Here is a 26,136-nt window from a genome sequence, read left to right as displayed (position 1 = left end):
ATTCGCAGTTTACATTGCATGCGCCTTTGAATGCACTCCGAAGACATAGTGAATACCTCGAGTGTGAATCAGCTACTCGCCTTGCGTGAGTGGGGTCTGCCTAATTTTTATGAACACCGAATAACGAGAGGTGATCAGTTACTCCGTAAACGTAGACGAGGTCATTATCTAAGAAAACCCTCGATTCGAGTGGTTCCCAAACTGATTCTCCAACGTAATTGTTCACTATGTTTACGTCGTCATCGTCTATTACGCCATTATCGTTCAGATCGAGTCTTGGATCGTATTCTGGATCACCGAGTTCTGAGGGGTTAGAATTGGCTACAATGGAGACGTCAGTTCCGTCTACCTTTCCGTCTAAGTTGACGTCCGCGCGCGCGAGCTCATATTCGGTTCTAAACAATCTCAGCGCTGTCGGATCAGAACCACCTAAGTCAACGAGATTTAATACTAGTATTACCGTTACGCTTTGATCGAAAATAGCGTCTGTTTGAATATCCCAAGTTTCACTTATTTGATCAGGGTGCGGCAGTCCAATTGTATACGCATATGCAAACCCATTTACTAGCACATCATCGAAGATTAAGCCGACATCAGGATCTGGATAAGCCTCCACGTTAGACCCTGTTTCCACATCGTCAATCCCGCCGTTTTCCAGGAAAGTGACAGAAACCATGCTTTTGGCTTTTACATTGATGAGACTGAATCCATCTTCGTCTAAAATTTCTTGCGGATTTTCGTCAATTAGAACAGCATCGATATACCAACCATGGGTTGGAGTGATAGTAACAGTGTCCAAGCCACCTAAGTTTGCATAGGCATTGGAACTATATGTTTGTGACTTCCCAGATTTCCAAGTTATTTCTACAGAACCACTGCCGTTGATGTAAACGGTTGGGTCTTTAATGGCTGTTGTGGCACTAACAAGGATCGTCATGCCTGCAATGGCATTCAGCGACAGCAACATCAGCAAAACGATTGTTGCTATTGATTCTCTGGATAGCAGAAGCTTCATGGTATTTTCTCCCTTCAATTCTGTAATAATATAACACTCATATAAATAATATAAACCATCTGGAACTTTCTTCTATTTCACTGCAAATCTAGCGCAATACGCGTGCGCATTAGTATTCTGTTAGGCTTACTAGAAAACAACATTGTAAAAGGAAAGGGTTGTCTCGAAGTAATTTATGATTTTTCTAGAAGATCTAAGAGTAATGTCGCACATTCTTTTTTTGATGATGGTTTTGCAACTACACCGTTTTTGTCCACTATAATACTGTTATACTCCCCCCATGGGGTCATATCTTCGCCTCTGTTGGCAATGACTAGTTGGTAACCTTGCTTTACTCTACTTTGAGCTATTTTTTCTATTTTTTCTCTTGATATCTTTTCTTCGTATTTAAACGCAACTATAAGTAAATTTGGAAATTTCTGTCTCACATCTTTGATGACTTTGGGGGTTTGTTTTAGTTGAATTGATTGTAACTCACTTTGAGAAGGAATTTTACCATCAAACACTTCTTTTGGGATATAATCTGCTACCGAGGCGGAGAAAATCCCAATCTCAATAGAGTTATTCTTGAGAATATCCATAACTTTTGAATAGTATTCATGGAAATCTCTTATTGATATCGTATTTAAATACGTTGGCTGTTGAATTCCACTAGGACCTAAAATCAATTTGACATCTGCTCCCCTCATATAGGCTTCATCGGCAATCTCAATTCCTAACCGACCTCTAAATCTATTGGTCACCAATCGCACACTATCTATACGCCCAGGTGCTGGTCCCGCAGTGATAAGAATTCGCTTTCTCTTTAGAGGACTTACGCTTAATTCTCTGATCGTTTCAACAACAATATTATGTGAACTTGGAAGATTTGCTTTGCCATATTTATTTTCAGGCTCGATAATTTTGACATTATAGGATTTTAATTTTCGAAGATTTTGTTGATACGCAGGGTTATTTTCCAGTGTTCCATGCATCGCTGGTGCAACCAAAATAGAAGCGCTACCTCGTTCAAGTCTTCCTAGAGCAGAAGCAAGTGTGCTAGTTACTGCGTTACTTGCTTTTCCGTCTGCCATTTGCCCGATGGTGTTTAGCGTTGCCGGGGCAACTACATAAGCATCAAATTCGTACAAATGCTCTGCCTTAGCAGAAAGTCTAGTTATAACTGGGTTTGTACTAGTCCATTCTAAACTATCTTCGGTAACATACTTTTGTGCTTCTTCGGTAAGATAAACATGAACAACTGCTCCATATTGCCGAAAGTGCCTGACGAGTGACGGCGTTTTATATGCAGCTATACTGCCTGTCACAAATAGTGCTATCTTCTTATTATCTAGATGACCCCCAAGACGAATTATGTCTTGGTCTTTTTGGCTTTCAAAATCCCCCATTATTTTAACCTATCCTCACTCATAGACACCCTAGCAAAGATATATTCTTTATATCACTTGAAGGATTTGAACGCATATCAATAAATCCTCTTCCCACATACTTTTACTCTTTCTCATTGTTATTTGAATTTTGCAAGATATTTTTGTAGAAATAGATTCCAAATCAAACACGCCTAACTCAAAGACCCCTCTATTAGGTTCAGAAGACAATTGCGTGAGCACGCATTGCTTGGAGCGATCTTCTTTTTTTCGGGAAATACCTCATTCTTCATCGTTTATAAGCACTATATACGCAAACGAAGTGAATTTTCAACCTCGTAGAAAAAAGGATGGATATTGGCGAAAAGCCTCTGGGGTATTGAGATCAGCAAAAGTGCGCGAGTCATTAAACTGTTCTAGGCCCGCGAAATCCTCCACCAACAGCATGGAAAAGATTATTTTACGCTGCAGGAAAAATGGGTGACATACGTCCTTGGTGACAACCCCGTCTTGTCACCCAAAATGGGTGCTAAATGGGTGCCAAGGAGATAATTTCTGAATTACGCGCGCGTGCAATTTTGAGTTTTCAGGTCAAGCGTTGCCCTCGTAACCTCTTCATCCAAGGGCTCCATTTTGAAGCCTTTTTTTGTACACAAACGAAACATTTTGAGATTCCTCGACATAATGTCACCACAGATGCTTTCCAGCCCCATATCTTTGCCAATCTCAACCATGTAGTCCACTAGCTTTGACCCTAAGCCAAGCCCCTGCCACTGGTCTCCTACAGCAACCGCAAACTCTCCAAGTTTCCGACCTGGCTGTAGAATAAGTCGAGCTACGCTGATGATTTTTCCCCTTTTGCCCTCTTCAACTTCAGCTACTATGGCGATTTCTCTGTTATAGTCTATGTTGCAATATCGGGTTAAAGTATCATGGGACATTTCTCTAATTATTTGGAAGAATCGGAAACGCATTGTTTCTTCAGAAAAGGATTGATATAGCTCGTTGAGGAGGGTTTCATCTTCAGGTTTTATAGGGCGAAGAACAACGGGTTTTCCATTCTTTAGTTTCCACTGAGTGGTGTACTTTTTTGGGTAAGGAGCAATCACTAGGTGTTCGTGGGGTTGAACTTTAGCTGAAATTCTGTTGGTATCTATCACTATACGAGTGTCTACTGCTACAGCGTCGTTCTCGTCAACTATTAGAGGATTTATATCAATTTCTTTTATTTCAGGAAAGTCTATCACAAGTTGAGAAAAATTCACCACGATTTCTTCAAGGAGCTTTGTGTTGACACGGTGGTCATTTTTGTCGGAAACGAGTTTGTATATTGCTGTTTTCTCCATCAACCTTCTTGCGAGCACCTGATTTAACGGGGGAAACCCTATGCTTACATCTTTCAGTAACTCGGCAGCCACTCCGCCCATTCCAAATACAATGACAGAGCCAAAATGCGGATCTTTCTTAGAGCCGATTAACAGTTCGTATCCTTTCTTCTTAATCATTGGCTGAAGTATTACACCTTGAAATTCTGCTTGAGGTTTGTATTTTTTGACTTTCTGAGTCAATTCTTTAAAAGATTTTGCAACCTCTTCTTTTGAACGCACATCCAGAATAACTCCTTCAACTCGTGATTTATGAGTTATCTGCGGTGAGAGAGCTTTCATTACAACAGGGTACCCGATTTTTGAAGCGACGTCAACAGCTCCTTTAGAAGTTTTGGCAACTACGGATTTTATTGTTGGGATTTTATATGCTTGAAGAAATTGTTTTGATTCCGGCTCTGTTAAGACCGTTCGTCCTTCCTCAAACGCTTTTTGTAATACCTCTCTAAGAAATACGGGGATTGACAGCTCAATTGAAAGTTCTTCAGGGGTTTCATATAAAAGCTCTAAATTCTGCGCATAACTCCACATGTACATGAAAGTAGAGACCGCCTGTTCAGGGGTCGTAAAGGCTGGGATACCGTTCTTGCGCAAAATTTTTCTTGCTTTCCAACAGCTATCTTCACCCATCAAGGAAGTGAGAATCGGTTTCGTAGTTTTCTTTGAAAGCTCCGCTATCGCCTTTGCAGTCTCAACAGGGTCGGACGCTCCTTGAGGGGTGTAAATAATTAAAAAACCGTCAGTGCCTGGGTCTCTAAAGCAGATTTCCATAACCTTTCTAAACCTATCAGTGGTGGCTTCCTCTAGGATGTCGATGGGATTCAATTTGCTGCAGTAAGAAGGTAAAACTTCATTTAAAGCTTGGACAGTTTCATCGCTCAAAGGCGAAAGCTTTCCCCCCTTAGCTATCAAAGAATCTGTCGCCATAATTCCAGGTCCACCAGCGTTCGTGATTATTGTAAGGTTAGAACCTTTGGGGTTTGGCTGCATGGCTAATGTTTCAGCACAATTAAAAAGGTCACTTATCGCTTCAACACGGACAAGCCCAGCTCTTCTGAAAGCAGCGTCATAAACGGCATCTTCTCCGCATAAGGCACCAGTATGACATATAGCTGCTTCTGCACTCTCACGGAACCTTCCAGCTTTCACCACCACGATTGGCTTAGCTCTAGCAAAACCTCTTGCTGCACTCATGAATTTTCTCGCATTCTTGATGGATTCAACGTAAAGTACGATACTTCTTGTTTGGGCGTCAGTTCCAAAGTAGTCGATTAAATCTCCGAAGTCTACATCCAACATAGAACCCACCGAAACTACAACACTGAATCCTACTTGAGCTTCGGAAGCCCAATCCAAAACAGAGGTACACAACGCAGCGCTTTGCGAAATAAAAGCTATTTTTCCCTGGTTAGCTGCTCTGTTGGCAAAGGTGGCATTTAGCTTGATACTTGGGCGTATTACTCCGAGGCTGTTAGGTCCAATTATACGCATGTTATAACGATTTCTGAGTTCGAGAATTTGTTTTTCAAAGTTTTCTCCTTCTGCCCCAGCTTCTTTAAAACCTGCTGAAATGATTATGATCCCTGAAACTCCTGCTCTTCCGCATTCTTCAACAATTTGTGGAACAGTGTGCGCCGGTGTCGCCACGATTGCAAGGTCTATTTGTCGCGGGATTCGTTCTATTGTTGGGTAGGCGGTTATACCGTGCACTGTGCGCCTGAAAGAGTTAACGGGGTAAACTGCTCCTTTGTATCCCACACCAATCAAGTTTCGAAGCAGTTTGGAGCCTACAGATCCTTCTCTGTCACTTGCTCCAATGACGGCTATTCTTCTCGGACTAAAGAGCTTGTCGAAGTTTTCGACGCCCAACCTCTGAAACTGCCTCCATTCCACAAAACTTCTCTTCACTATTTAAAAGGCAACTTCACCCTAATAAATTCCTTTTTAAGCGTTGCACACGCAAAAGAAATATTATTCGAATCTCCCAGTTTCCACAAAAAGAAAATCCAAAAGTCGTTTTGATAAACTGTAGCGGCAAGAATGGAACTTCGAAAAATTTTGTTTTCTTCTTTGCTTCCCTCACTTTGGTGGAAGCATTAATTTGTCTTTCGTCTTGAGTCTACCATCCTTAGCATGAGGCGTTCTTAACAGCGTGTCAGCATATTTTTCGATTTCCCTAGCCTCTTCAGCTAAATTAGCACTCGCTTGAACGATTTCGTGTGCACATGCAACAAGGGGGATATACTTTTCCTTGTCTTTCTCGATAAAGCACGCTCGAACATTGATTTCAGCAACTTTCTTTAGCAATTCATAGGCAGCCATCGCCTTGGCTTTCGCATACGGATTTTTGAAGTTTTGAGAGTCTCGAACACTATCGGTGTCGATTATTAACCTTGGCATAGAGAGGCTTGATCCGGTCTTTAGGGCTGAGATTAACTTGTCGATTTCTCTGAATACTAACCTGAAAACTCCGGTGCTTGCGAGAACTTTTATTACGTTTGCGTTGAAAATCGCCATCTCTATTGGATCGAGAAATTCTTTTCGTGCTCCAATGAGCGGGTCACCCATGATTATTGCATAGCCTAATCCTTGTGCTTCCATCTCAGTTTTTACACGTTTTCCAGGTCCGTCTGTGAAAACAATGGCAGGCACTTTCTTCTTTGACAAGACCTCTCTGGCTTTGGCCGGTCCAGGTGCGGACGTGTTTGGTGAAACGAAGAGCACAATGTCAGGGGTGAATTCAAAGATTTTTTCTATGGCATCTTCAATGGCTTCAACGTCCATTTTGGAACCAGTTGTCACTGTTCGCACTGTTATGTCTTTGCGGTCAGCTAATTCATCAAGAAGTAGTTCTAATAGTGGGGCTGTTCCGATGTTGCCACATTTAAAAACTCCTATCTTAACTCTGTTCAAATGAACCCCAGCTTAATCAAATTTATTCTATGGTCTATATAATATATATTGCTAAATACATACGCCAGAACCTATTCTTTCTTTGGTATCCTTGCTACAATCATGGTGGTTGTCATAGTTATAAAGGGAGTTTTGCGGAGTACATTGTAGATGAATTTGTTCAGTTCCTCCATGTTTTTTGTCCAAGTTTTTACAATGATGTCATATTCGCCGTAAACTAACGTTGCTTCTTTTATCATTGGAAGTTTCTTTACTTTTTCGAAAACGTGCACATTTTTCTCAGGAGAAACTCTAACTAGCGTGAAAGCTGAAATCATTTGCTTGCTTCCCAATTTGTTTCTAGTAAGGGTCTGAAAGAGATTACCACATGAAACGCGAGGGCACGAAGGAGGTCTCTCTGAGTAATTATTCCGATTAATTTCTTGTTCTCCATAATTAAAAGTCTCCGTATCTTTTTCTTTTGCATCATCCGAATTGCTTCAATTATTTGCATCTCGCCTGTCGTAGTAATCAATGATTTGCTCATAACCTCTTTCATTTGTACTTTCGAAGCATCAAGTCCCCTTGCCACAACTCTTTCCACCATATCCCTCTCGGTGACGATGCCTACTGGTTTACCTTCATAGGTAACTACGATAGAGCCCACATTTTTCTTTCTCATAAGCTCAGCTGCTTCACGTACAGAACTATCTGTTTTTGTCGTAATGACAAGTTTGGTCATAACACTTCGAACGGTAGAGGGTGGTTTCTTGTCTTCCATTTTCTTTCCTTCTCAGATTAACTTGGCGGCTCAATAGTTATCAGAGTGGTCGTCCTCTCTACACCTTGTATCGCCCTAGCAGTGTCAAAAATAAAAGCGTCCAAGTCATCCATAGTTTCAACCTGTATTTTCATCAGCAAATCATACTCACCATATAATGTTTCCAAATCCTTCACTTGTTTCAATTTCTTAACTGTTTGAAAAACAGATCTATCCATACCTGGCTTAACTCTCAACAAAACATATGCGTCAATCATATAGTTCTCCCTCCTTATTCCTAAAGTGCGGAAATACTTCTGCAGCAATCATATTGATAGATTTGCGTATATTAGGTCCAATTGGCGACCCTACAACTACTTGGGTAGTTCCCACTTTGATTAAGCTATCAATCTTTTCTACAACTGTATCCGGATTGCCACATATCGAAAAGGCTTCTATCATTTCGTCGGTGATGTGTGAGAAGGCTTCCTTCCATTTCCCTCGGATGATGGCTTGACGTATTTTTGTACCAGTTTCTATAGAAATTCCATGTTTTTGGAGAACTGTTTCGGGGCATCCTGCAACAATGTATGATACAACTGGAACAACCGCTTTTGCCGCCTTGTTTGGCTCTTTTGCAATCGAAAAGGACGTGTAAGCTGCTATCTCCAAATCTTCTAATTTCTTTCCTGCCTTGGTAACTCCTTCTCTAACGAACTCGATGGCATTTTCCACAACCTTCGTGTGTGAAGCGTTGATTAGCACGCCATCGCCGATTTCTGCAGCTAAGGCTAACATTTTTGGCCCTTGAGCTCCGACGAATATGGGAATTTCGCCAGCTGGTTTGAAATTTAGTTTGGCGCCCGAAATTGTGAAGATTTTGCCTTGCATTTCCAACTTTTTGCCAGAAGTAATTTCCCGAATTATCTTAACTGACTCCCTTATAGTTGCGAGGGGTTTAGACGGTTTCATACTAACCATTTCTAATGTTGTTCTGTCTCCAACGCCTATTCCACATACTACTCTACCAGGGGCTATCTCGTTTAGTGTTGAAACTGCCTGAGCAGTTACTATTGGGTGTGCCATGTAAGGGTTTGTTACGCCTGGACCAAAAATTATCTTGTTAGTATAGGCTGAAACTATCGCTAACGATACGTAGACGTTTCTATTGTTGAAGTGGTCTGTGACCCACAAAGTGTTGAACCCTGTTTTTTCTGCTTGGATAGCGTAGAAGGTGGTTTTCCAATAGAGGTCGCGGGGCACGAATTCGATGCCAAAGTTTATCATTTAAGGATACCTCTTTCATAACCCTTCCTAAGGAACATCGGCCCCATGCAATTTAAGGAATTTGCAATAAAGCTTTTAGTGGCTCTCAAGCATTGCGACGAGTTCTTGAAAACCCAATTCCCTTAAGACACCGATCGTTTTCTCGGGATCTACCGTCATAGAAGCCTCAAGAAGCCGCTGCAACCCAACTTCTGTAGCAAGCTGATCCCTCTGCCAATAATAAAGTATGGTCTTTGCTAAGCCACTGGGCATCTTGTTGCCATTTGGCGAGTTGAGAACAACGTCAATGAGTCTTTCCGAAGTATCCTCCCACGACGATGATGGAATTTTCCTAACGATTTTTTCCAGAGTCATATTAAATTCTCCACAACAAATTACGCATAAACATATATGCTATTAACGGAAAATAAAGGTTCTGGTGAGAGAATTCGTCATTTTGATGAAGGTTTATGCCAAAAGACAGTCGCAAAGGGCGAAATGTATGAAACATTCAAGCAATTATAACAGCGTTTTTAGACGTTTTATGCATAAGAATCTTGTATAAGACTATAGAATAGGGATACAAAAAGCGTATAAATAAGTGAACCAAATAACTATAATTCGGATAAGAAGTGGTGGAAATTGTCGACTATCGACGCATTGGATATGAAGATAATTAGAGCGTTGCAGACAGATGCGCGAAAGCCTATAGTGCAGATAGCAAAGGTAGTAAATGCTAATGAGGCTACGGTTAGGAGACGTATCGACAAGCTTTTGAAAAATGGCATCATTGAGAGGTTTACTGTGGTGCTAGACTATCACAAGTTGGGCAGAGTCATCAAAGCATTCATAGGATTACGAGTGGAACCTACTAAGCTAAAAGCCATTGCTGAGCACCTTGCGAAGCATCCAGATACACAAGTGGTCTATAGAACAAGCGGTGACACCGACATCGTCACTGAAGTTATCTTTGAGAATATGGAAGATTTAAACTCTTTTCTCGAAGAAGAGTTGAAATTGGAAGGTATCGTAGGCACTATCGTTACAATCGTTATTGGACCTTATAAACGGTGTCCATGGACAGGTCTTTAGAGTTTTTCCTTCAACCTCTTTCTTCCTTTTTCTTCCTGCTAACAAAAACCATAACATTCGATGTTTTGGAAGGATAGATACTAAATTGTCGTCCAAACATTCCTTCGAAATAGCCTTTCAAGTAAAGCGCCGGAAGTACGCACGACTCAACTTGTATCTTATTTCGAAATAGAGTGAACTTGCCCCATCCCATGATTTCCATCTCTCGTAAGACTATGAGCCAGTTCTCAGGACGTGAGAAGTCAACATCTCTGAAAAACAGATTAGTTACTTTTCGTTTTAAAGCAGTTGTTCGTGCAGCGTTAAGGATTTCTTGGTTAGTTAGCATATGGAAAAAATCTAGAACCATAGTTGTATCCATAAGCATGACGCGCCCACCGCCCATGCGGTAGGTGAAAGGCAGCCAATCATGCATTGCTAGCATTTTGTAAAACTCCAACGCTGTGCTTAGGGCTTCTCCCCTGCTTTTGATAAAACGAGATTTTTCCAGAAAGCTTAGATAGCGGTATAAATCGTCAGATATTGTGAAAGTCACTTCTTTCAATCTGATCCCTCTTTTTGATGGGTGGTTTGCAAAAGAAATAACATTTTCACAACTTAAGCCTTCTTTTTCTTAGCAAAGACTTTGTGCACGCGTAAAGTCATGGACGCTTTTCGGGGGTTCTCCGTGTTAAGACACAGAGCCATGCTTTGTTTTGCCAGAATTTTGGCTCCATTTCTTTTTCTAACAGGTCTTTTCCTTTCCAGTCAACGCTTGTTGCAACCAGTTTCACGGATCTGATTTTTTCTTGAATATTCATCTCCCATTTGGCTCCACAGTTGTCACAAAGAATATAGTCATGTTTGCGTTCAGGTTCCACATCGATTTCCAAATGTTCAAAGCAGCAAAAAGGGCACCATGGAAAATGCTTAGATATTCGAAGTTTTGCCTCTCGTTCTGAGATCTTTCCAAGCATTGAAAACACTTTATCTTGAATAAAAAGAAATTAGGTATTAAGTTTACTGTTTGCTATAGTCCAGCGCGTTCTATTATCTTTGGAACAATCCATTCGAAACCAATTGCCATAGTATGTATGCCCGCGGCATTGGTTGTTTTCCTAATATCCTTCAACATTTCTCCGAAAACATCAATGTTCACCTCGTACACCGCCTGTTTTCCGCCAGTCTTTTTAGCCTTGCGAATGGTCTCTTGAATTTCCTCCGGAACTTTTACACCTGGCACAAATTTAACCATCCACTTCATCATGGAAACGGATTTAAACGGGGCAATGCCGATGAGTATCGGAGTGTTAAGGTAAGAAGCAGCGTTTAAGAAGTTTTTAGCCTGTTCAACGCTGTAGACGCATTGAGTTTGAATAAAATCTACTCCCAGCTTTACTTTTCTTTCGATTTTCAGAAGCTCAGGTTCTAACGGATCTGCATTTGGGGCCGCAGCGATGCCGATGTTGAATTTCGGGGGGTTTTCGATTTCGTTGTTGTTTAGGTCTACGCCTTCATCCATCATTTTTCTTAGCATGTATACGAAGGTAGCTGAGTCTAGGTCGAAAACTGGTTTGGCTTGAGGGGTATCGCCGACGGTTGTGTGGTCGCCTGTCAGGGCCAAGATGTTTTTTATTCCCAAAGCTCCAGCAGCCAGTACATCTGAAATTAAAGCCAAGCGGTTTCGATCTCGAGTTGTCATCTGATAGACAGCCTCCACTCCAGCCTCTTTTTGAATCATATAAGAGGGCACAAGTGCGTTCATGTAGCCAAATGCTGTGGGGTTATCAGTAATGTTTATAGCAACCACGTGATCTTTCAAAACTTTTGCCCCTTCAATGACCTCGTCGAGACTTGTGGTTTTAACTGGCTCAAGCTCGCCTGTAAAAACGAATTTGCCAGCGTTTATTTGCCTCATTAACTCGCCATATGCCTCTCGCGTCATTCTGTTGCCTCCTCTTCTTCTGTTTCGCCACCGAGTTCGCGGGGATGCTCTGAAACTTGATAATCTCTTGGGGGTCTAAACTTTGTAAATAGCTCCAGACGGTTTCGCTCTTTCAAGCGGTTGTATATGAGAATCCATGCGCAGTCATTCTTCCATCCGCCTACTTCACATTTGCCTTTTGTTTGTCCTCCACAGGGGCCATTTAGTAGGCTTTTTGCGCATCGAGTTAAGGGACATATGCCGCCTGTTTCGAAGAGGATGCAGTCGCCGCATGCTCTGCACATTTCATAGAATTTGTCTACTTGGGTGTCGTGCATCCCGAGGAATTTTGTGTCGTTTGCTGGGATAATCAACTTCGTTTTGTAGAGGTCTGCAAGAGTTTGAACTCCAACTCCGCAGCCTAGGCAAACAACTGCATCGTAGTCTTCGATTAAGGGATTAAGGGCTGTTGAGGTGATCTGTCGGTCGCATTGGCGTAGAATGGATATAGCCTTCACGTTAGGTGCTTCTTCTCCTTTCACTTTTCTCTCCATTTCCAACAAAGACTTTAACACCTCTGCTTGTCTCTTGCCTCCTGCTTGAATTACGGAAGCGCATCCATCACAGCCCACGATTAGAAGACTCCCGAGAGTTTTCGTCATTTCAAAAATTTCTTTTAGCGGCTTTTGCTGAACTATAATCAACCAAGAGTCACTCCTTAAAGAAAATCAGTGAAAGCCAAATCAGTGATATAAAAATTCCTATAAGAGAACACTGGGCATGCTTTTTGTAGCTTGTACGCAAGTTTAATATTGCCGTTTCCTTTCCTTTTAGCATTCTCTCTAAGACTAAAAATCCAATAACCAATGTAGGAGGACTTTGTTACGGCTACCATTTCTAAAACGCTTGATAAAAAATATCCCCCTTGCCGTAAAGCTTGCCCAGCTGGAATAAACGTTCAAGCCTACATCGCACTTATTGCTCAAGGAAAACTCAAAGAAGCCCTAGAAATTATCAGGAAATCTATTCCTTTTCCATCTGTTTGCGGCAGAGTTTGCTTCAGCCCTTGCGAAGATGCGTGCACTCGAAAAGACATTGACGAGCCGCTCAGAATTCGTGCCCTTAAACGTTTGGTTGCCGACTACGAGTTTACTTCAGAGATAAGAGAAAAACCAAAGCCAGTACCAAAAAGCCACAGCGAAAAAATCGCTATTATAGGCTCGGGGCCAGCAGGGCTTACTGCTGCTTACGAGCTAGCTAGAATAGGATATCCAGTAACAGTTTTTGAAAGTGCGTCAAAGCCTGGGGGTAGCCTAAGATTCTGCATCCCGGAGTATAGGTTGCCTGAAATGGTGGTGGATGCTGAAATTGACTACATTAGAGAAACTGGAGTGGAAATTCGCATTGACACAACGATTGGCAAAGATATAACCATTGACGAAATCAAAAGACAAGGATACAACGCAATTTTCATAGCCACAGGCGCTCACCACTGTGTCAGCATAAACCTAGAAGGCGAAGAATTAGACGGCGTCTTTCACGCTCTCGACTTCCTAAAAGAAGTGCATATTGGGAACCGTGTTGAGCTCGGAAGTAGAATTGCTATCATAGGGGGTGGAAACGTCGCCATCGACGCTGCTCGGACAGTTAAACGTCTTGGCCCAAATGAAGTGACGATAATTTACAGAAGATCAGAAAAGGAGATGCCTGCCCATCACAAAGAGGTTGAAGAGGCAAAACTGGAAGGCGTAAATCTCCATTTTCTCGCAGCGCCTAAAAGAATTCTTGGAAAAGACGGCAAGGTCATTGGAATAGAATGCACCAAGACTGCTCTGGGACTACCAGATGAAAGCGGTCGTAGGCGTCCTGTACCAGTAAAAGGCTCAGAGTTTGTCGTTCCAGTTGACTCTGTGCTGCTTGCCATTGGTGAAATGCCTGACATTTCTTTCTTGCCAAAAGAAATCGAAGTGGTGAGAGGAAACAGAGTTATTGTAGACGAAGTTACGCTTGAAACAAAATTGCCCGGTGTATTTGCTGGCGGCGACACTGTCACTGGCCCAGCCTCTGTGATTGAAGCCATCGCTGCCGGCAAAAAAGCAGCAGTGTCCATTGACCGCTACATAAAAGGAGCCGACCTCAAGGCTGGAAGGACAAAGGAGATTCCTGAGATGACATGGGTTTCAGACCAAAGCGTTCTGAAGAAAAAGCCGAGACAAACAATGCATTGTCTAGCACCTGAGGAGCGAGTGAGTTGCTTTAAAGAGGTTGAATTAGGGTTGATACCTGATGCTGGACTGTTAGAAGCCCACAGATGTCTCTTCTGTGGCCCCTGTTCAGAATGTTTGGAGATGGAAGAACTTTGCGAAGCAGACGACGCACTTGTGGACGAGGACAGATGTATCGCCTGCGCCAACTGCGAGAAAGTATGTGAATATGGCGCCATAAAATTGGAAAAGTCTGTTGCAAAAGTGAACTTAATCCTGTGTAAGGGCTGTGGGACGTGCGTTGTAGAATGTCCAGCAGAAGCGATCACCATGCAGAACTTCTCTGATGAGAAAATTTCAGCCCAAATAAAAGACGCTGCAACCTCATGGGCAACCAGAAAGGGACCTCAAACCTTAGCTTTTGTTTGCAACTGGTCCTACAACGCAAACGGATTTGAATGGTCACAAGACACTCACGTTGTCCCAGTAAAATGCAGCGGCAGAGTTGACCCTCTCCATGTTCTCCACGCTTTCATGCTTGGTGCCGATGGAGTTCTAATTATAAGTTGTGACTCTAAAGATTGTCATTACGTTTTTGGTAGCTTCACTGCTGAGAAACGTGTCAAGCAAATGAAAGAATGGCTTCAAGCTGTGGGAATCGAGTCTAAAAGGCTGCAGGTGGAACGATGTTCTGTAGGTAATGAACAGCATCTTAGTGAAGTTCTTAAAAGTTTCGCAGCTAAACTCGAAGGCATTGGATCAACCCCGCTCAAATAAGCCATAGAACAGGAGAGATCGCAGAATTACTTGCCTTTAAGAGAAACTTATGTATATCTTAACTCAAACAATAACACTTCTTTGGGGTTGAGCATGCAGACTCGTAAATTAAGCTTCGAGGAAACTTTAGAGAAAGACGTGGTTCTAACTAACCAATGTGTAGGCTGCGCCACTTGCGTTGTAGTATGCCCGTTCAACTGCTTGGATTATGGCGAAGGACAACCGAGATTGGTGAAAGAATGTGAAACTTGCGGCATTTGCCCTCAGGTTTGCCCGAAATATGATTGGTCGTGGTCTAAGGCAGAAGAGTTTGTCTTTATGAGACAAAGAGAGGGAAATGAAGAATTTGGCATCTATCGCCATCTTATTCTAGCTCAAGCAACTGAAAAGGAACTATTAGAAAGGTGCCAAGATGGAGGTGCTGTAACTGCTCTTCTTGTTTATGCCTTGCAAAAGGGTATAATTGAGGGAGTGGCGCTTTCAGGACTCGCAGCAGACAAGCCTCTTTATCCCATGCCAAAACTAGCGACAACTCCCGAAGAAGTCTTGGAAAACGCCGGAACTCGTTATTCATACTCGCCAAACATGTTAGCTCTGCAAGAGGGGGTGAAACAGAGAAAGAAGAGTTTAGCTTTTGTGGGTACTCCTTGTCAGATTCATGCAATTCGGAAAATACAGATGTTTCCTCTAAAAAAGTATTCCAACTCGCTGCAATTTACTGTTGGATTGATGTGCACGGAAAGTTTCACGTACGACGGGTTTTTTGAAAAGCATCTCAAAGAAAACATGGGTCTCGACCTGAACAACATTGAAAAGATGAACATTAAAGGGAAAGTTCTTGTCTCTCTGAGATCGGGCGAAGTAAAGAGTGTTTCCTTGTCTGAGGCAAAGCAGTACACTAGGGAGAGCTGCCATCTTTGCAGCGACTTCAGCGCCGAGCTAGCCGACATTTCCGCTGGTGGCTTAGGGCTTAATGGCTGGACATTCGTAATTCTTCGAACTGAAAAGGGTGAAAGAATTCTTGATGGCGCGGTGGAAGCTGGAAAGCTTAGGACCAGAGCGGTAGATGAAGAGCCCTTTGCGCTAACTCTCTTGACTAAGCTTTCAAAAAAGAAGCGGCGAAATTCTCTAAGGAACTAACGTTTTCCTCCTTGTTTTTAGCCTGTTTAGTAGCATACACTTTCGAGAGAAAAGCTTCAGCTTACATTCTTGATTCCTTTAGCCGATTTTCGGCTCTAAACATTTTTCTTCTACCCTCGTTTTTTGGATTCAACATGTCTTCCACAAGTTTGAATTGTCTCTTGTAGATATGGCAGTTCTTAGAGTGAAAAATCAGCTTGCCAGATTTGAGGTTGAGGTTCCCCTGTCTGTTGATTTCTGAGACGAAAGCTTCATTAAACAATTGAATTCCAGCTACGTTGGCGGGCAATCCAGCATAAGCATCCCATGATCTGAAGTAACATGTCAAGTGAAGCTTTCCTTCTAGGACCTCTGTGTCGATGAGGCTTAAACACGGGGGCTCATGCTTTCTGTCATTGACACGTTTCATTATATCTTCCGGTAATCGTACCGCTAATGTTATTTGTCTGTCGGCAGGCTCTTCGAGATATCGCTTAATTGCTGCTTCTATTTGGTCTATGGGCTTCCTCAGTCTGCTACCGTAGGTGTATGTTTCATCTTCAATTATGCCTGACCATAAATATTTCAGCGCGTACCACTGCACATACTTCATGTCGCATGGCGCCTTGTCATCAACGAGCGGTCTAGTTTCCGGCTTAGCGACTTCTATAGAAAGATTGAGTTTCTTAGTTTCGGCGTACTCAGAGCCGTAGCATACTTCAAAAATGTCGCCTTCATTCCATATAGCTCCTAAGGTCTTGTACCACGCATCTGGACAATCAAAAGCACTAATCTTGACATACTTCATTGCTGTACCTCTTCAAGTTGACTTTAACTAGTGAACAAATCAATCTATAAAATTTTTGAAATCGAGAACTATACATATGCATCTTTTTGAGCCCGTTTTATAGCGTCTTTCACTGCTTCTCTAATGGCGTAGCCAGCCATATGAAGAATTGGCTCATCGATTTCTGGGTCGACATCCATGCTTGCTGTGCAAGGAAAGGCATGATGTGCCACTGCTACAGTATCTTCTATGTCGGAGATTTTTGTCCATTTAATTTGTTGAGCCACATACCAAGTTGAGCCACATGGTGCACTCCTCAAGACTTGAGCGTCAGTAATCATACTTCCTGCAACTTTCACTTCGACAAGAGGCTTCCCTATCTGATATCGCCGAACAAAATTATCTATGGCTGACTTTCCAGTTTCTTCTAGCGTGCAGAAAGGTTTTGGAAACGCGTATTCGACATCTATTTCGCTTAGTGACTTTTCAAGCTGTCTTTGCAAGCCGCGGTGACACCAGTTTCGATTTTCCAAAGGAACGATGACAGCCTTCGCTTTTGCTTTCTCTGCGAGAGTTGACATTGCCACGAGTAGGTCTGGATGCAATCCAATGGCAAGTATGATGTCACAGTTGGGTAAATCATGGGGTAAGTATTTTTCCGGCTCATCAATAAAAGCGGGTAGATTTGGCGGAGTCTTGTAGACTGCTTGAATGTCTGCAGCGAAGGAGCTGTAGAGCTGCCTGCAGTAGGTGCATGTAAACCCGCATGACAGGCAGTAGTTTGACGCGTTAATAAGATTCCCCATAACGCGTTCAGCATACTCGTCGTTGTAGATTACACAAAGCCTCATAGTTTTGTCATCTTTCCGTTTTGTCTATACTGTTAGAGCTTTAATCTAAAATAAATAGGTGCCATTCATCATTCTATTATACGACAAAAAACAATCGGCTAGCAGGAAAATGCAAGAGGGAGTTGGACTAAGTGGCAAGAAAGAAGGAATCTTCTGAGGGAGACATATTTCAGCTTCTTCTTGAAACATCGGAAAAGCGAAAAAAAAGCGTAAGGGAGCAGCTTCTTGAATCGCTAAACGTGAAAGAGTTCTTTGAAAAGGGAAGCATAAGCATCAATGAAAGAACGTGCCAGGGGCTTGAATGTGAGCTCTGCATCAAAGCCTGCCCTTCAAAGGCTTTGTATTGGCGGGATGGAAATGTAGGCATCATTGGGGACTTGTGTGTGTATTGTGGTGCCTGCGTTCTCTGCTGCATTGTGGATGATTGCATTAAAGTGAGTAGAAGACGATTCGATGGGAAGGTGGAGAGCTTTAGTAGACCCGGGGCAGTTGTCTTGCTTTTCAATAGCATCAATTCGCAAAGGAGACACAGCAGAGTTGAATCTCTTTTTCCAGATGATGAAGCATACTTGAAACGATATAGAAAACTCTGATAGCGCGTGCAATAGAGTGAGTGAAAGAAGAATCGTATTTGACTTTAGGGTTTTCCCCATTTTTCCTGTAGGAATTTTGGGATATCGGAGGAATCTCTGGGTCCCACCATTATCTCCCAGCCGCTCGCTTCTTCTATTTCGCCGCTAAGGCGCGCCGCTTTCCCGGGAATAATCAGCTTTCGATGTTTCACCTTCTCTTCCATCCTAGCCTCCTTAATGGCTTCAGCCACCTTATCCGCCGTCAGCTTTCGCCCCGCAACCGCGCAATCTACAGCAATTCCTTCCGAGTCAACTACCAAGAGATAAGAATCTATGCCAGCCGACTCTATGTCTGAAGCCACAGTATAAAAGGTAAGGGCAAAGTTTGTCGTGAACATCACCGGCGAGCTTTCACCGGGCGTTCCAAGCGTTCGCAGTCCAGGCTCAACGGCTACCGGTTTCCGCGGATCGGTGTAAATGTTTTCTCTAAGAATCACATTAGGCAATAGCACCCATCCTTCAGTGCTGTGTAGAATCAATATGTCAGCATAACGATTGATCAGTATCGCTGCTAAATACGCCTCGTTCCATTCCGCAACCTCCACAGGAGCATTTGCATTCTCTATCCACGCTGTTATAGGAGTGCCGATCAGTGGAAAGCCCAAAAGCTCATCTCCCTTCTTTGCTGCTGCACGCCGAATCATGGTAAAATTGCTAATCATGTCTCCAAGGCCTTCACCAGACAATGTTCCAGGGTCCAATACCAAATCTTTCACGCCATATTCCGTTAAAGTCTTAGACAGCGATCGAAGAAGCTTAAGGTTATTTGGAGCAAAGACTGCGAGAGGACAATTATGCAAAAGGGCAAGTTCAGCCATGTCTTTCCAGTTTTCTTTTGTGGCCGCGTAAAGAAGAGGTCTGGCTTTGGACGCAATCATCAAGCCTGCCTTTAGAACCTTTGAGTCAAATGAGCATAGAATAAGGGGCAAAGTAGTGTTTTCTAACACTTTCTTTACTGCTGCCTTGAATTTTTCCGGGTCGTTGGAGGTGGAGCGAACAGCGATCATGTTGAGTTTTAGTGTTGTACCTATGTATTCGTAATTGAACTGCTGTGTTTTATTAACTCTGTCGAGCAATTCTTCATCGGACATTTCATCGGTGACGTCAATGGCGACAGCTGTTGGGTTGGTGTAGGTGAATTCGTGGCGGTACATAACGTATTTGCCGCCGACCTTTATCGAATGTTCCTTTGGGCCGATGGTGACTTCTTTTATTGGGGGTTTTAGCATTTCCCAGAGTTGCTTGTACGCTTTTTCATGCTCTGCCTTCAATAAGGGTAAACATTGCTCTAAGGTTACTTCGCGGTTTACCAGTTTGGCGGCGAATGCCATGCAGGCTTCTTCGCCACATTCTTTGCAGTTTGTTTTCGGCAGCAACATGTAAACGTCGATGGGACTGATTTCCCTTATGCTAGTTTTTTTTACTTCCCTCTCAGACACTCTTTTGCATCTCCTCTAGATATTGGCGGTTACCCAGCTTACAATTTTCGCCGTGTTGCCCGACTTGCCGCTGGTGAGTTCTTTTATCATGTCTCTCAGAGTTTTTATGGCAGCTGGATGCATCATCATAAACAAATCAACGCCCGCCAGCAAAAGGGTAAGCGCTGTTACAGTTTCCCATATTGGACCTCTAAACTCTCGCGGTCCCCATTCAGGGTCCATTTTTTTCCATGCTTCTCTGGCCGCCCAAGCATTTGTGGTACCTGAAGACATAGGATGTTGAAGTTCAGGATCACCCATTAAAGCAGCCAATCTGGCTCGTTCCATTATTGTGAAAGCATAATCTAAGCCGTATCCTAAAGCAGCTGTAGTAGTGTCCATTACAATTTGTTCTTTAGGTAAGAAATCGTAGAGTTGACGGTTCAGCTGCCTTGCTTGATTCAAATCCATAGGAGTAAACGAAAGCACCACGTGACCATACTTCTTCGCGACGGCACATGTTCGCTCGATATCCATGTCTTGTGTAACCGAGCTAAGCATAAACCGCTCGCCAGCCCCGATTTCTGCTACTTTCTCAAAGACTTCAAGGTCTTTCTTCGGGTCGCCACAGCCTCCGATTATTAAAGGTACATCTACGGCTTGTAGCACGGCTTCAACTGTTTTTGCGGCTTCATTTGGCGATGTATCCTTAAGTAATGGATCGATGCTGATGAGATGCAGCGTTATCATGTCTGCACCATATTTGTCAACAGCTAACTTCGCCCATGCAACTGGATCCTCCAAGACTTCTTTGAAATGCGTTTTTACGGGTTTTGCTAACGGAATCGTCGTGTCGAAAACGTCCAGAGAGATTATCGGTGGGTTGGGAGGAGGGGTTTCGAAGAGGTAGAATGCGGGAGATTTTTCTCCGCCGATAGTTATTGATTTTCCACGGGTTCCTCCTTGACTTTTAGTGGCTCCAAGCGTCACTTCGGTGATTTGTCCAGGATATTCCTCTACTGGGGGGATAAAGTCTGCTTGCAGAATAGCAGTTGGTTTTGCCTTTAAAGGTGGGACAACTTTTAGAGCTTTAGGTAAAGTTGCTGGAGCTGCGACACCTGGTTGAAGCCATAGTTCCAAATCTCCGATCTCCATCTCTACGTCTTCGAGCTCTATCTCTTGAAATCGATTCAAGATGTCTAGAAGGTTTTGGAAGTCTTCTTTACTTTCTTTTTTCGCCAATCTTTTCACCTTTCATGGATCGGATAATGACTTTCTTTGCGTAGATTTTGGCATCTTTCAGGATTATTTTATATCCTCCTGTGGTAATTGGCAAAGTGGGGATGGTCGCCACTGGCGTTCCAGATGGGATCTCTCTTTCAAGTTCTGTGGGCACCGCTTCTTCTACAGCGACTGGCTCTTCTTTCCATGTTTCAACAATCGGGTGGCAACTGTTTTTCAGGAAAGGTTTGAGTTCGCCGATTGTTTTCACGTCGCTTTCGGTTGCAATTTTGTCCACAACTTCCTTTGGTATGAATTCCATGACCCGTTCTTTCACAGAAGCAGGCATCCATACTACTCGGTTCCATCCGCCGTCTGCTTTAAGGAACTTTGGCGACCGCATGTATTCAATGGAGATGCCGTGAAAGCCATCAACTTGTCTGCCGCCTGCAGTTGAGTCTGCTATGGTTGAGAAAGGAAGCCCGTTTATTGTGACTTCTTTGAAGCCTCGGTGAACTAGCCCGAAACCGTCGACTTCTGGAATGTAGAAGGCGGCACCTTCAAAACAGCCGCAGGAGGTGTGAGGATAACCGAAAGAGGTGTAGAGCCAAACTTTTGTAACTTCTCCTAGCGATTTCTGTTTGACAACTTCGTTAACCCCTGAATATTCTCCTTTCTCCGCATCGATTAATTCGCCTTTGTCTATTTCGAAAATTGGTCCTTTTGGGTCTATTCTTGCGGATGCTCTTCCGTCAAACCAGCTGATGGAGCCGCAGTTTGAGTATCGTTGCGGTGTGATTACACATACATGTGTGGGGGCGAAGGATTGGCACAGGGTGCAGCCGTAGAATTTGTCGACTTCTTGGTCTTTTAATCCTCGGGCTCTGGCATCCCTAGCCTCGTATATGTCTAAAGCTTCTTTCCAATGTTCTTTGATTTTTTCAGGGTCGGTGATGAATGATATCTGTATCTTCTCAATGATGGGTAACTCGCTTTTGAACAGCCTCTGTAAGACTTTTCCAATGTATTCGAACGAGTTCAGACCTTTCTGGAAGGATTTTTTGTCTAGTCTGAGCCAGATATCATATCGTTGGTTCAGGTGCATGAAGCCTTCGATGAAATTGGAGTATTCATGGATGCGCCGTTCAATTACCCCTTCAAGCTCTGGTTCAAGCTTTTCGCCTGACACTTCGATGATTATGCCTAATGGGTGGCTACTTCCTTCACTCATGTCTTTTATGTCGGGTCCAATCACGGAAATTTTTCCGTCTTCTATTTCTTCTGGTTTCCTAACGCGTGTCAGCTCGAATTTGTGTTCTTGTTTTGGTCCACCTAGCTCTAGGTGCATGTTTTTTCGTCTAATTCGCTCTCCTTCGTAGATGATGCCTACGTCAACTGGGATGTCTTCAAACATTGACATTTCTTATTCTCCTCCTAATTTGCTCAATATTATTTCAAAACTTTCATTCCAATCCTTGACTGAAAGGTTTGGGAATGACCATGTTGCGTGGGGATTATAGAATCTGTCTAGGCTTATGGTCTTAAGGTTTGTGGAAAAGTGTTTCAGCCCGGCTAGTATTACGAATTGCATATAGTAGGGGAGCCCCATGAATAATGCAAGGTCATATGGACCCTTTCCATCTAGACCTTTCCATTCTGGGTCCTTAAGCCTGGCGCCAATATCCATTGCAGACATCCAACCTGCAGGCTGAAACCCCTTTTTAATAAATTCAGCTGTTATGTGAGCTGTGGCAACCGTTGGAATCCCTGCAGTCTTGCTCATACGGATTGCATAATCGATCATTTTGATGTCGTCTGAATAATCCTCAGTGGCTTGATGTCCAACAACGAGAATTGAACGCTCCGCTCTTTTCACCATTGCAACAACTACTTCTGGCTTCAAAATAAGTAGGGCTTTCTTTGGACCTGCGATTTCGGCTTTTTGCCACGGTTCTGCTTTCACACCCATGTCATTCACCTTTCCTCTTTCTAATGAGCCTAGGTAGCAACGTTGGGTCGGGGATTCTCGTCTCCTTCCATCCCTTCTCCTCTAGAATTTTGAGGAATTCCTCTTTCATGGTGATTGGGATGTCAGCCTTGTTTCGGACGAAGAGGTGTATATCATCAGGCATGACGCCGCAGAGACGCCTGTGCAAATCAACATAATGGGTTAACTTTATGGCGCGACCCTTAGTAGTGTCGTTGGGTCTCATGACAAGCTTGGCTATAAGCACCATCGCTTCCTCTTTGGTTTCAGCCGTAGTAAAGAGATGTTCAGGGGTTGGACCTGCATAAACCTTGTCGCCAGTTCTGGCATCGTACACATACCAGTCCTCCTCCTTGTCCTTTCTTCCGAGAAGCATACGCCTATACTTAGATCCGTGAGGCCCAACTATCACAGGTACTCCAAGCCTCCAGAAGCCAGACGCTATTGAAGCGGCCTTCTGAGACATAGCGCCCCAAGCAACCCCCACGGCTCCCACTCGATTGAGTATGTAATCAGCGATCTCCTCATAGTTAGCCCGCAGTTTTCTTTTTGCGAAAATGCTAGCAATCTTAATTGCTACTCCAGCTATATGCGAGTTAGAGACACATGAGCCCACATTAAGTATGCCGCCAGCCTCAAAGGAGCCTGGATATTTCTCATAGAGAGTTTTTCCCTCCTCGTCCTTCACCATTGCTATAGACATAGCCGCGCATCCTGAGGCGATAACGATAAACCTACGCTTTGCGAACTCCTCTGCGATCTCTGCAACCTCCTTTCCACCATGAGGGTAATTAGCGCATCCTACTATTGCTACAACTCCAGGAATCTCACCGAGAACTATGGGTCCGCCAACTTCCCTTATCTCCACGTCTTGAATGGCACCCCGTCCAACCCGCATCTTAAACTTCTCTTCCCACAAGTTCCTTTCTCCAGCTTTTATCATGAAGCTGTGTAAAGGGAAATCGTTGGGGCATGCACTGTCACAACGGGCGCAACCTATACAATCCTCGAGGATTTCAGCCAGTGGATTAAGGTCACCCTTTGCCGCCGCCTTTATCGCTTCAGGTATAGGTTGATTGTTTGGGCAGGCTCGTATACACTCGTTGCATTGCGTACATTCTTGTGCGGCAGCAATTATTTCTTCTTTTTCTGGGATAACATTGAATTTGTTTCGTTTTGGAGCAACAGCCATTACGGTTTCAACCGCGACTTCTCCAACTTTGTCAGGATCCAGAATGAGTACTCCAAGAGCCTTTTCCTCCACAAGATCCGAGATTATCTCTTTTGATGGGCTTTCGGTTCTATTTTCGAGTCCTAGACAGTTTTTCGAGCTTGAAGCGATTACTGGCGCCTTAACTTTTTTGGCTTCAACTAACGCGTCTGCACGAATACATTGTTCATCCACTACAATGAGGTCGGCTAATCCGCTTCTAATATAACGTAATTGCCAAGATATCGGACCAACTATCTTAGCCATGGAGCTGTATCGAGTGATGTCGTGAGCAGTGCAGCATATTCCTACAACTTCGACTTTGCCCAGCAATCCTTTGTTGGTTAGGTAGTCAATTATCCCAACAGAGGATGGAACATTATGACCAATGACCAAAATTGTAGGTTTAGCGATGTCGGCTATGCCGAAGCCCAAGTCAGTCAGAGGAGCTTCTGGGTCAGCTTTTGGAAAGCCGAGGACCGAGATTTGCGCTAGATCTGCGATTTCCAATCCAACCTGATCCACCATCCCCGCGTGAAGAACTTTGGATTCAAAGTCTAGGTTGCTTCCCTCCTGTCCAGTGTGGGTGGCTGAGAGAAGATGTGTAACTTGTTCTTCGCAGTAGTCGAGGGCGTCTTCTAGGTCTTTGAGCTTTTGCGGTCGAATACCACAAACTAGGCGGGTTACAGGAGCTTCTATGTCTATGTATAGTCCCCCTACGTCGAGGGGACTGTTTCTGCCATACTTTTTTATCAAGTGTTTTACTAGGTGTCGGGCATGAGCAGTATGTGTGGCCGCGCCAATACAGCAAGCAAGGAGAACCATACGAGACTGCTGGGCTGCCATATCCAACCCACAAGCGCCCCGCTTGTCTCCGGTAAGGTCGCATTTTCCGAAGGTGCAAAGGCAGCAGACGTCACAGAAGGGTAGATAGAAGGGTTTGTACCTGTTGAGGAGCTTCATGTCCCACTCTCGCAAGCTAGTTATAGAGGGAAACTGGGTTGGGCCCATGGGTTCTTTCCATGTCTCTTCGAGAATCCTGCCAATGGACAGTTCAACGTCCTTCAAGACAGTAACATCTGTTTTCAATTCTTCTGCTTTCAAAAACAAGTCTTTCTTACTCAATATCCATGACCTCTGACATATTTACAATCTATATTTAGAGTGTAGTAAATTGCCAAGAATCTTAATTAACCTTTCGCGCACCCATCTTTTACTTTATTTTTTCTATTTTCAGGAAGTCTTCATTCCTTTCAACGATTGCTTTTCAATTTCTAGGTTTGTAAGCTCTGTAAAAGTTTTCAATGAGACGTTTTAACGAGTTTAGTAACCTGCTTCTGCCATGAGCTTTTTCACTGAAATGTATGCAAAGGATGAGGAAGGGAGCTCAAGTAAAGGTTTTCCAGAGAGAACATAGTTTTCGACATCTTTGTCGTAGGCGATTTTCCCCAGATATTTCAGTTTTATTCTTTTTTCAACTTCTGCTTCTAGTTTCTCTGGAACTCGATAGCCCGCGATAACGTAGAAATTTTTGAAATCGATCTTAACCTCTTTGACAACTCTGCATGCTCTCTCAATATGGTTGAAGGATTTCTGGGAAGGATCTATTATGTCAAATATGTCGTCTACCTGAGAAGTTATTCTTCTGTTTAGGTGTTCTAATCCAGCTGGAGAATCAACGAGAACGTGTCTGTAGGTCTTCGTTAACCTTTCCAAGGCTTTTTTCAACGCAGCATCTGGTAAACAGTAACAGCCTTCCATAAATTTTGTACCAACGGCAATCAGATCAAAAGAGTTTCCTTCATATAGTCCCTTTTCCCAGATCTTACTTTCTATTCTTTCTGAAGGAGGTACCCCGACTGTGGTGCCTCCTTTCTCCTTAAAGGTTTCAAGCAATAACTCAGATATTGTCTTCTTCCCCTCTTCTTTAAGGTCTATTCCAACCATTTCTCCCAAGTTTTGATCAGGATCTACATCTACAAGAAGGAGAGGAATATCGCCGATTTCAATGAAGTATTTGGTCATGAGAGAGACAAAAGTTGTTTTTCCGCTTCCCCCTCTACCCATAGAGACAATTGTTTGCATCTAACTCATCTTTCTCTGTGTTACTTCTGCCGATTCTTATACTTTGCGCGCCTGCAAAAATTAGCGCTGATGTATTTCGAAAAGCGTGTGTTACTGTAATTGCTTTAGCTCACATCTATATGAGCAATCTTTGCATCCTTTGCAGTTTTCGGGGCTAGCAGGATT

Annotated in this window: 25 protein-coding genes; 4 read left to right on the top strand and 21 right to left on the bottom strand. The window is 43.3% G+C overall.

Going from position 1 to position 26,136, the window contains the following annotated elements; genetic code table 11:
* Positions 1–100 precede the first annotated feature (100 nt).
* From NWE91_09355 to NWE91_09315, 9 genes are all read right to left on the bottom strand, one after another.
* Positions 101–1,015, bottom strand: coding sequence for a hypothetical protein (locus NWE91_09355; GenBank protein MCW3986593.1), 915 nt, complete (start codon positions 1,013–1,015; stop codon positions 101–103).
* 173 nt (positions 1,016–1,188) lie between these two features.
* The gene (gene coaBC / locus NWE91_09350) at positions 1,189–2,403 is read right to left on the bottom strand and encodes a bifunctional phosphopantothenoylcysteine decarboxylase/phosphopantothenate--cysteine ligase CoaBC (GenBank protein MCW3986592.1); all 1,215 of its coding nucleotides are present in this window, start codon (positions 2,401–2,403) and stop codon (positions 1,189–1,191) included.
* 539 nt (positions 2,404–2,942) lie between these two features.
* Entirely contained in the window at positions 2,943–5,636 is a 2,694-nt protein-coding gene (locus NWE91_09345) for a bifunctional acetate--CoA ligase family protein/GNAT family N-acetyltransferase (GenBank protein MCW3986591.1), read from the bottom strand.
* Positions 5,637–5,846: 210 nt separating this feature from the next.
* Positions 5,847–6,680, bottom strand: coding sequence for a F420-dependent methylenetetrahydromethanopterin dehydrogenase (locus tag NWE91_09340; protein ID MCW3986590.1), 834 nt, complete (start codon positions 6,678–6,680; stop codon positions 5,847–5,849).
* A gap of 71 nt (positions 6,681–6,751) precedes the next feature.
* Complete coding sequence (locus tag NWE91_09335; protein MCW3986589.1) at positions 6,752–6,997, bottom strand: Lrp/AsnC ligand binding domain-containing protein; 246 nt, start codon at positions 6,995–6,997, stop codon at positions 6,752–6,754.
* Complete coding sequence (locus NWE91_09330) at positions 6,994–7,440, bottom strand: CBS domain-containing protein (GenBank protein MCW3986588.1); 447 nt, start codon at positions 7,438–7,440, stop codon at positions 6,994–6,996. The genes NWE91_09335 and NWE91_09330 overlap by 4 nt, the downstream gene beginning before the upstream one ends.
* 17 nt (positions 7,441–7,457) lie before the next feature.
* Positions 7,458–7,697: an Lrp/AsnC ligand binding domain-containing protein gene (locus NWE91_09325; GenBank protein MCW3986587.1), complete on the bottom strand. Its 240-nt coding sequence runs from the start codon at positions 7,695–7,697 to the stop codon at positions 7,458–7,460.
* A complete protein-coding gene (locus NWE91_09320; GenBank protein MCW3986586.1) occupies positions 7,690–8,706 on the bottom strand; it encodes a 5,10-methylenetetrahydromethanopterin reductase in 1,017 nt (338 codons plus the stop codon). The genes NWE91_09325 and NWE91_09320 overlap by 8 nt, the downstream gene beginning before the upstream one ends.
* Positions 8,707–8,781: 75 nt before the next feature.
* On the bottom strand, positions 8,782–9,060 hold the full coding sequence (locus NWE91_09315) for a hypothetical protein (protein MCW3986585.1): 279 nt from the start codon (positions 9,058–9,060) through the stop codon (positions 8,782–8,784).
* Between the two features lie 267 nt (positions 9,061–9,327).
* Here NWE91_09315 and NWE91_09310 point away from each other — a divergent pair, with 267 nt between their 5' ends.
* Positions 9,328–9,777, top strand: coding sequence for an Lrp/AsnC family transcriptional regulator (locus tag NWE91_09310; protein ID MCW3986584.1), 450 nt, complete (start codon positions 9,328–9,330; stop codon positions 9,775–9,777).
* Positions 9,778–9,787: 10 nt separating this feature from the next.
* Here NWE91_09310 and NWE91_09305 read toward each other — a convergent pair whose 3' ends face one another.
* From NWE91_09305 to NWE91_09290, 4 genes are all read right to left on the bottom strand, one after another.
* A complete protein-coding gene (locus NWE91_09305; protein MCW3986583.1) occupies positions 9,788–10,321 on the bottom strand; it encodes a hypothetical protein in 534 nt (177 codons plus the stop codon).
* Positions 10,322–10,418: 97 nt separating this feature from the next.
* The gene (locus NWE91_09300) at positions 10,419–10,733 is read right to left on the bottom strand and encodes a hypothetical protein (protein MCW3986582.1); all 315 of its coding nucleotides are present in this window, start codon (positions 10,731–10,733) and stop codon (positions 10,419–10,421) included.
* Between the two features lie 53 nt (positions 10,734–10,786).
* Complete coding sequence (locus NWE91_09295) at positions 10,787–11,701, bottom strand: methylenetetrahydrofolate reductase (protein MCW3986581.1); 915 nt, start codon at positions 11,699–11,701, stop codon at positions 10,787–10,789.
* Positions 11,698–12,384 carry a methylenetetrahydrofolate reductase C-terminal domain-containing protein gene (locus NWE91_09290; protein MCW3986580.1) on the bottom strand — a complete coding sequence of 229 codons (687 nt, stop codon included), beginning with the start codon at positions 12,382–12,384 and terminating at the stop codon, positions 11,698–11,700. Before NWE91_09290 ends, NWE91_09295 begins: the two co-directional genes overlap by 4 nt.
* A 189-nt stretch (positions 12,385–12,573) precedes the next feature.
* Here NWE91_09290 and NWE91_09285 point away from each other — a divergent pair, with 189 nt between their 5' ends.
* Entirely contained in the window at positions 12,574–14,661 is a 2,088-nt protein-coding gene (locus NWE91_09285; protein MCW3986579.1) for an FAD-dependent oxidoreductase, read from the top strand.
* Between the two features lie 93 nt (positions 14,662–14,754).
* Positions 14,755–15,801 carry a Coenzyme F420 hydrogenase/dehydrogenase, beta subunit C-terminal domain gene (locus NWE91_09280; protein ID MCW3986578.1) on the top strand — a complete coding sequence of 349 codons (1,047 nt, stop codon included), beginning with the start codon at positions 14,755–14,757 and terminating at the stop codon, positions 15,799–15,801.
* 61 nt (positions 15,802–15,862) lie between these two features.
* Here the strand turns inward: NWE91_09280 and NWE91_09275 are convergent, their stop codons facing one another.
* A complete protein-coding gene (locus tag NWE91_09275; protein ID MCW3986577.1) occupies positions 15,863–16,588 on the bottom strand; it encodes a thymidylate synthase in 726 nt (241 codons plus the stop codon).
* A gap of 68 nt (positions 16,589–16,656) precedes the next feature.
* Positions 16,657–17,418: a DUF166 family protein gene (locus tag NWE91_09270; protein MCW3986576.1), complete on the bottom strand. Its 762-nt coding sequence runs from the start codon at positions 17,416–17,418 to the stop codon at positions 16,657–16,659.
* 131 nt (positions 17,419–17,549) lie between these two features.
* On the opposite strand from NWE91_09270, the gene NWE91_09265 reads away from it, so the two are divergent.
* The gene (locus NWE91_09265; protein MCW3986575.1) at positions 17,550–18,011 is read left to right on the top strand and encodes a hypothetical protein; all 462 of its coding nucleotides are present in this window, start codon (positions 17,550–17,552) and stop codon (positions 18,009–18,011) included.
* A gap of 44 nt (positions 18,012–18,055) precedes the next feature.
* Here NWE91_09265 and acsC read toward each other — a convergent pair whose 3' ends face one another.
* The 6 genes from acsC to NWE91_09235 form a co-directional block, all read right to left on the bottom strand.
* Entirely contained in the window at positions 18,056–19,489 is a 1,434-nt protein-coding gene (gene acsC, locus NWE91_09260) for an acetyl-CoA decarbonylase/synthase complex subunit gamma (GenBank protein ID MCW3986574.1), read from the bottom strand.
* 15 nt (positions 19,490–19,504) lie between these two features.
* A complete protein-coding gene (gene cdhD / locus NWE91_09255; GenBank protein MCW3986573.1) occupies positions 19,505–20,710 on the bottom strand; it encodes a CO dehydrogenase/acetyl-CoA synthase subunit delta in 1,206 nt (401 codons plus the stop codon).
* The gene (cdhC, locus tag NWE91_09250; GenBank protein MCW3986572.1) at positions 20,691–22,103 is read right to left on the bottom strand and encodes a CO dehydrogenase/CO-methylating acetyl-CoA synthase complex subunit beta; all 1,413 of its coding nucleotides are present in this window, start codon (positions 22,101–22,103) and stop codon (positions 20,691–20,693) included. Before cdhC ends, cdhD begins: the two co-directional genes overlap by 20 nt.
* A 9-nt stretch (positions 22,104–22,112) precedes the next feature.
* Entirely contained in the window at positions 22,113–22,658 is a 546-nt protein-coding gene (cdhB, locus tag NWE91_09245; GenBank protein ID MCW3986571.1) for a CO dehydrogenase/acetyl-CoA synthase complex subunit epsilon, read from the bottom strand.
* A gap of 1 nt (position 22,659) precedes the next feature.
* A complete protein-coding gene (gene cdhA / locus NWE91_09240; protein ID MCW3986570.1) occupies positions 22,660–25,011 on the bottom strand; it encodes a CO dehydrogenase/acetyl-CoA synthase complex subunit alpha in 2,352 nt (783 codons plus the stop codon).
* A gap of 198 nt (positions 25,012–25,209) precedes the next feature.
* Positions 25,210–25,971 carry an AAA family ATPase gene (locus NWE91_09235; protein ID MCW3986569.1) on the bottom strand — a complete coding sequence of 254 codons (762 nt, stop codon included), beginning with the start codon at positions 25,969–25,971 and terminating at the stop codon, positions 25,210–25,212.
* Between the last annotated feature and the right edge of the window lie 165 nt (positions 25,972–26,136).

Source organism: Candidatus Bathyarchaeota archaeon, from assembly GCA_026014805.1.
Classification (GTDB): domain Archaea; phylum Thermoproteota; class Bathyarchaeia; order Bathyarchaeales; family SOJC01; genus JAGLZW01.
The sequence above is the reverse complement of the archived record's forward strand: the minus strand, read 5'-3'. Positions and strand labels throughout refer to the sequence as shown.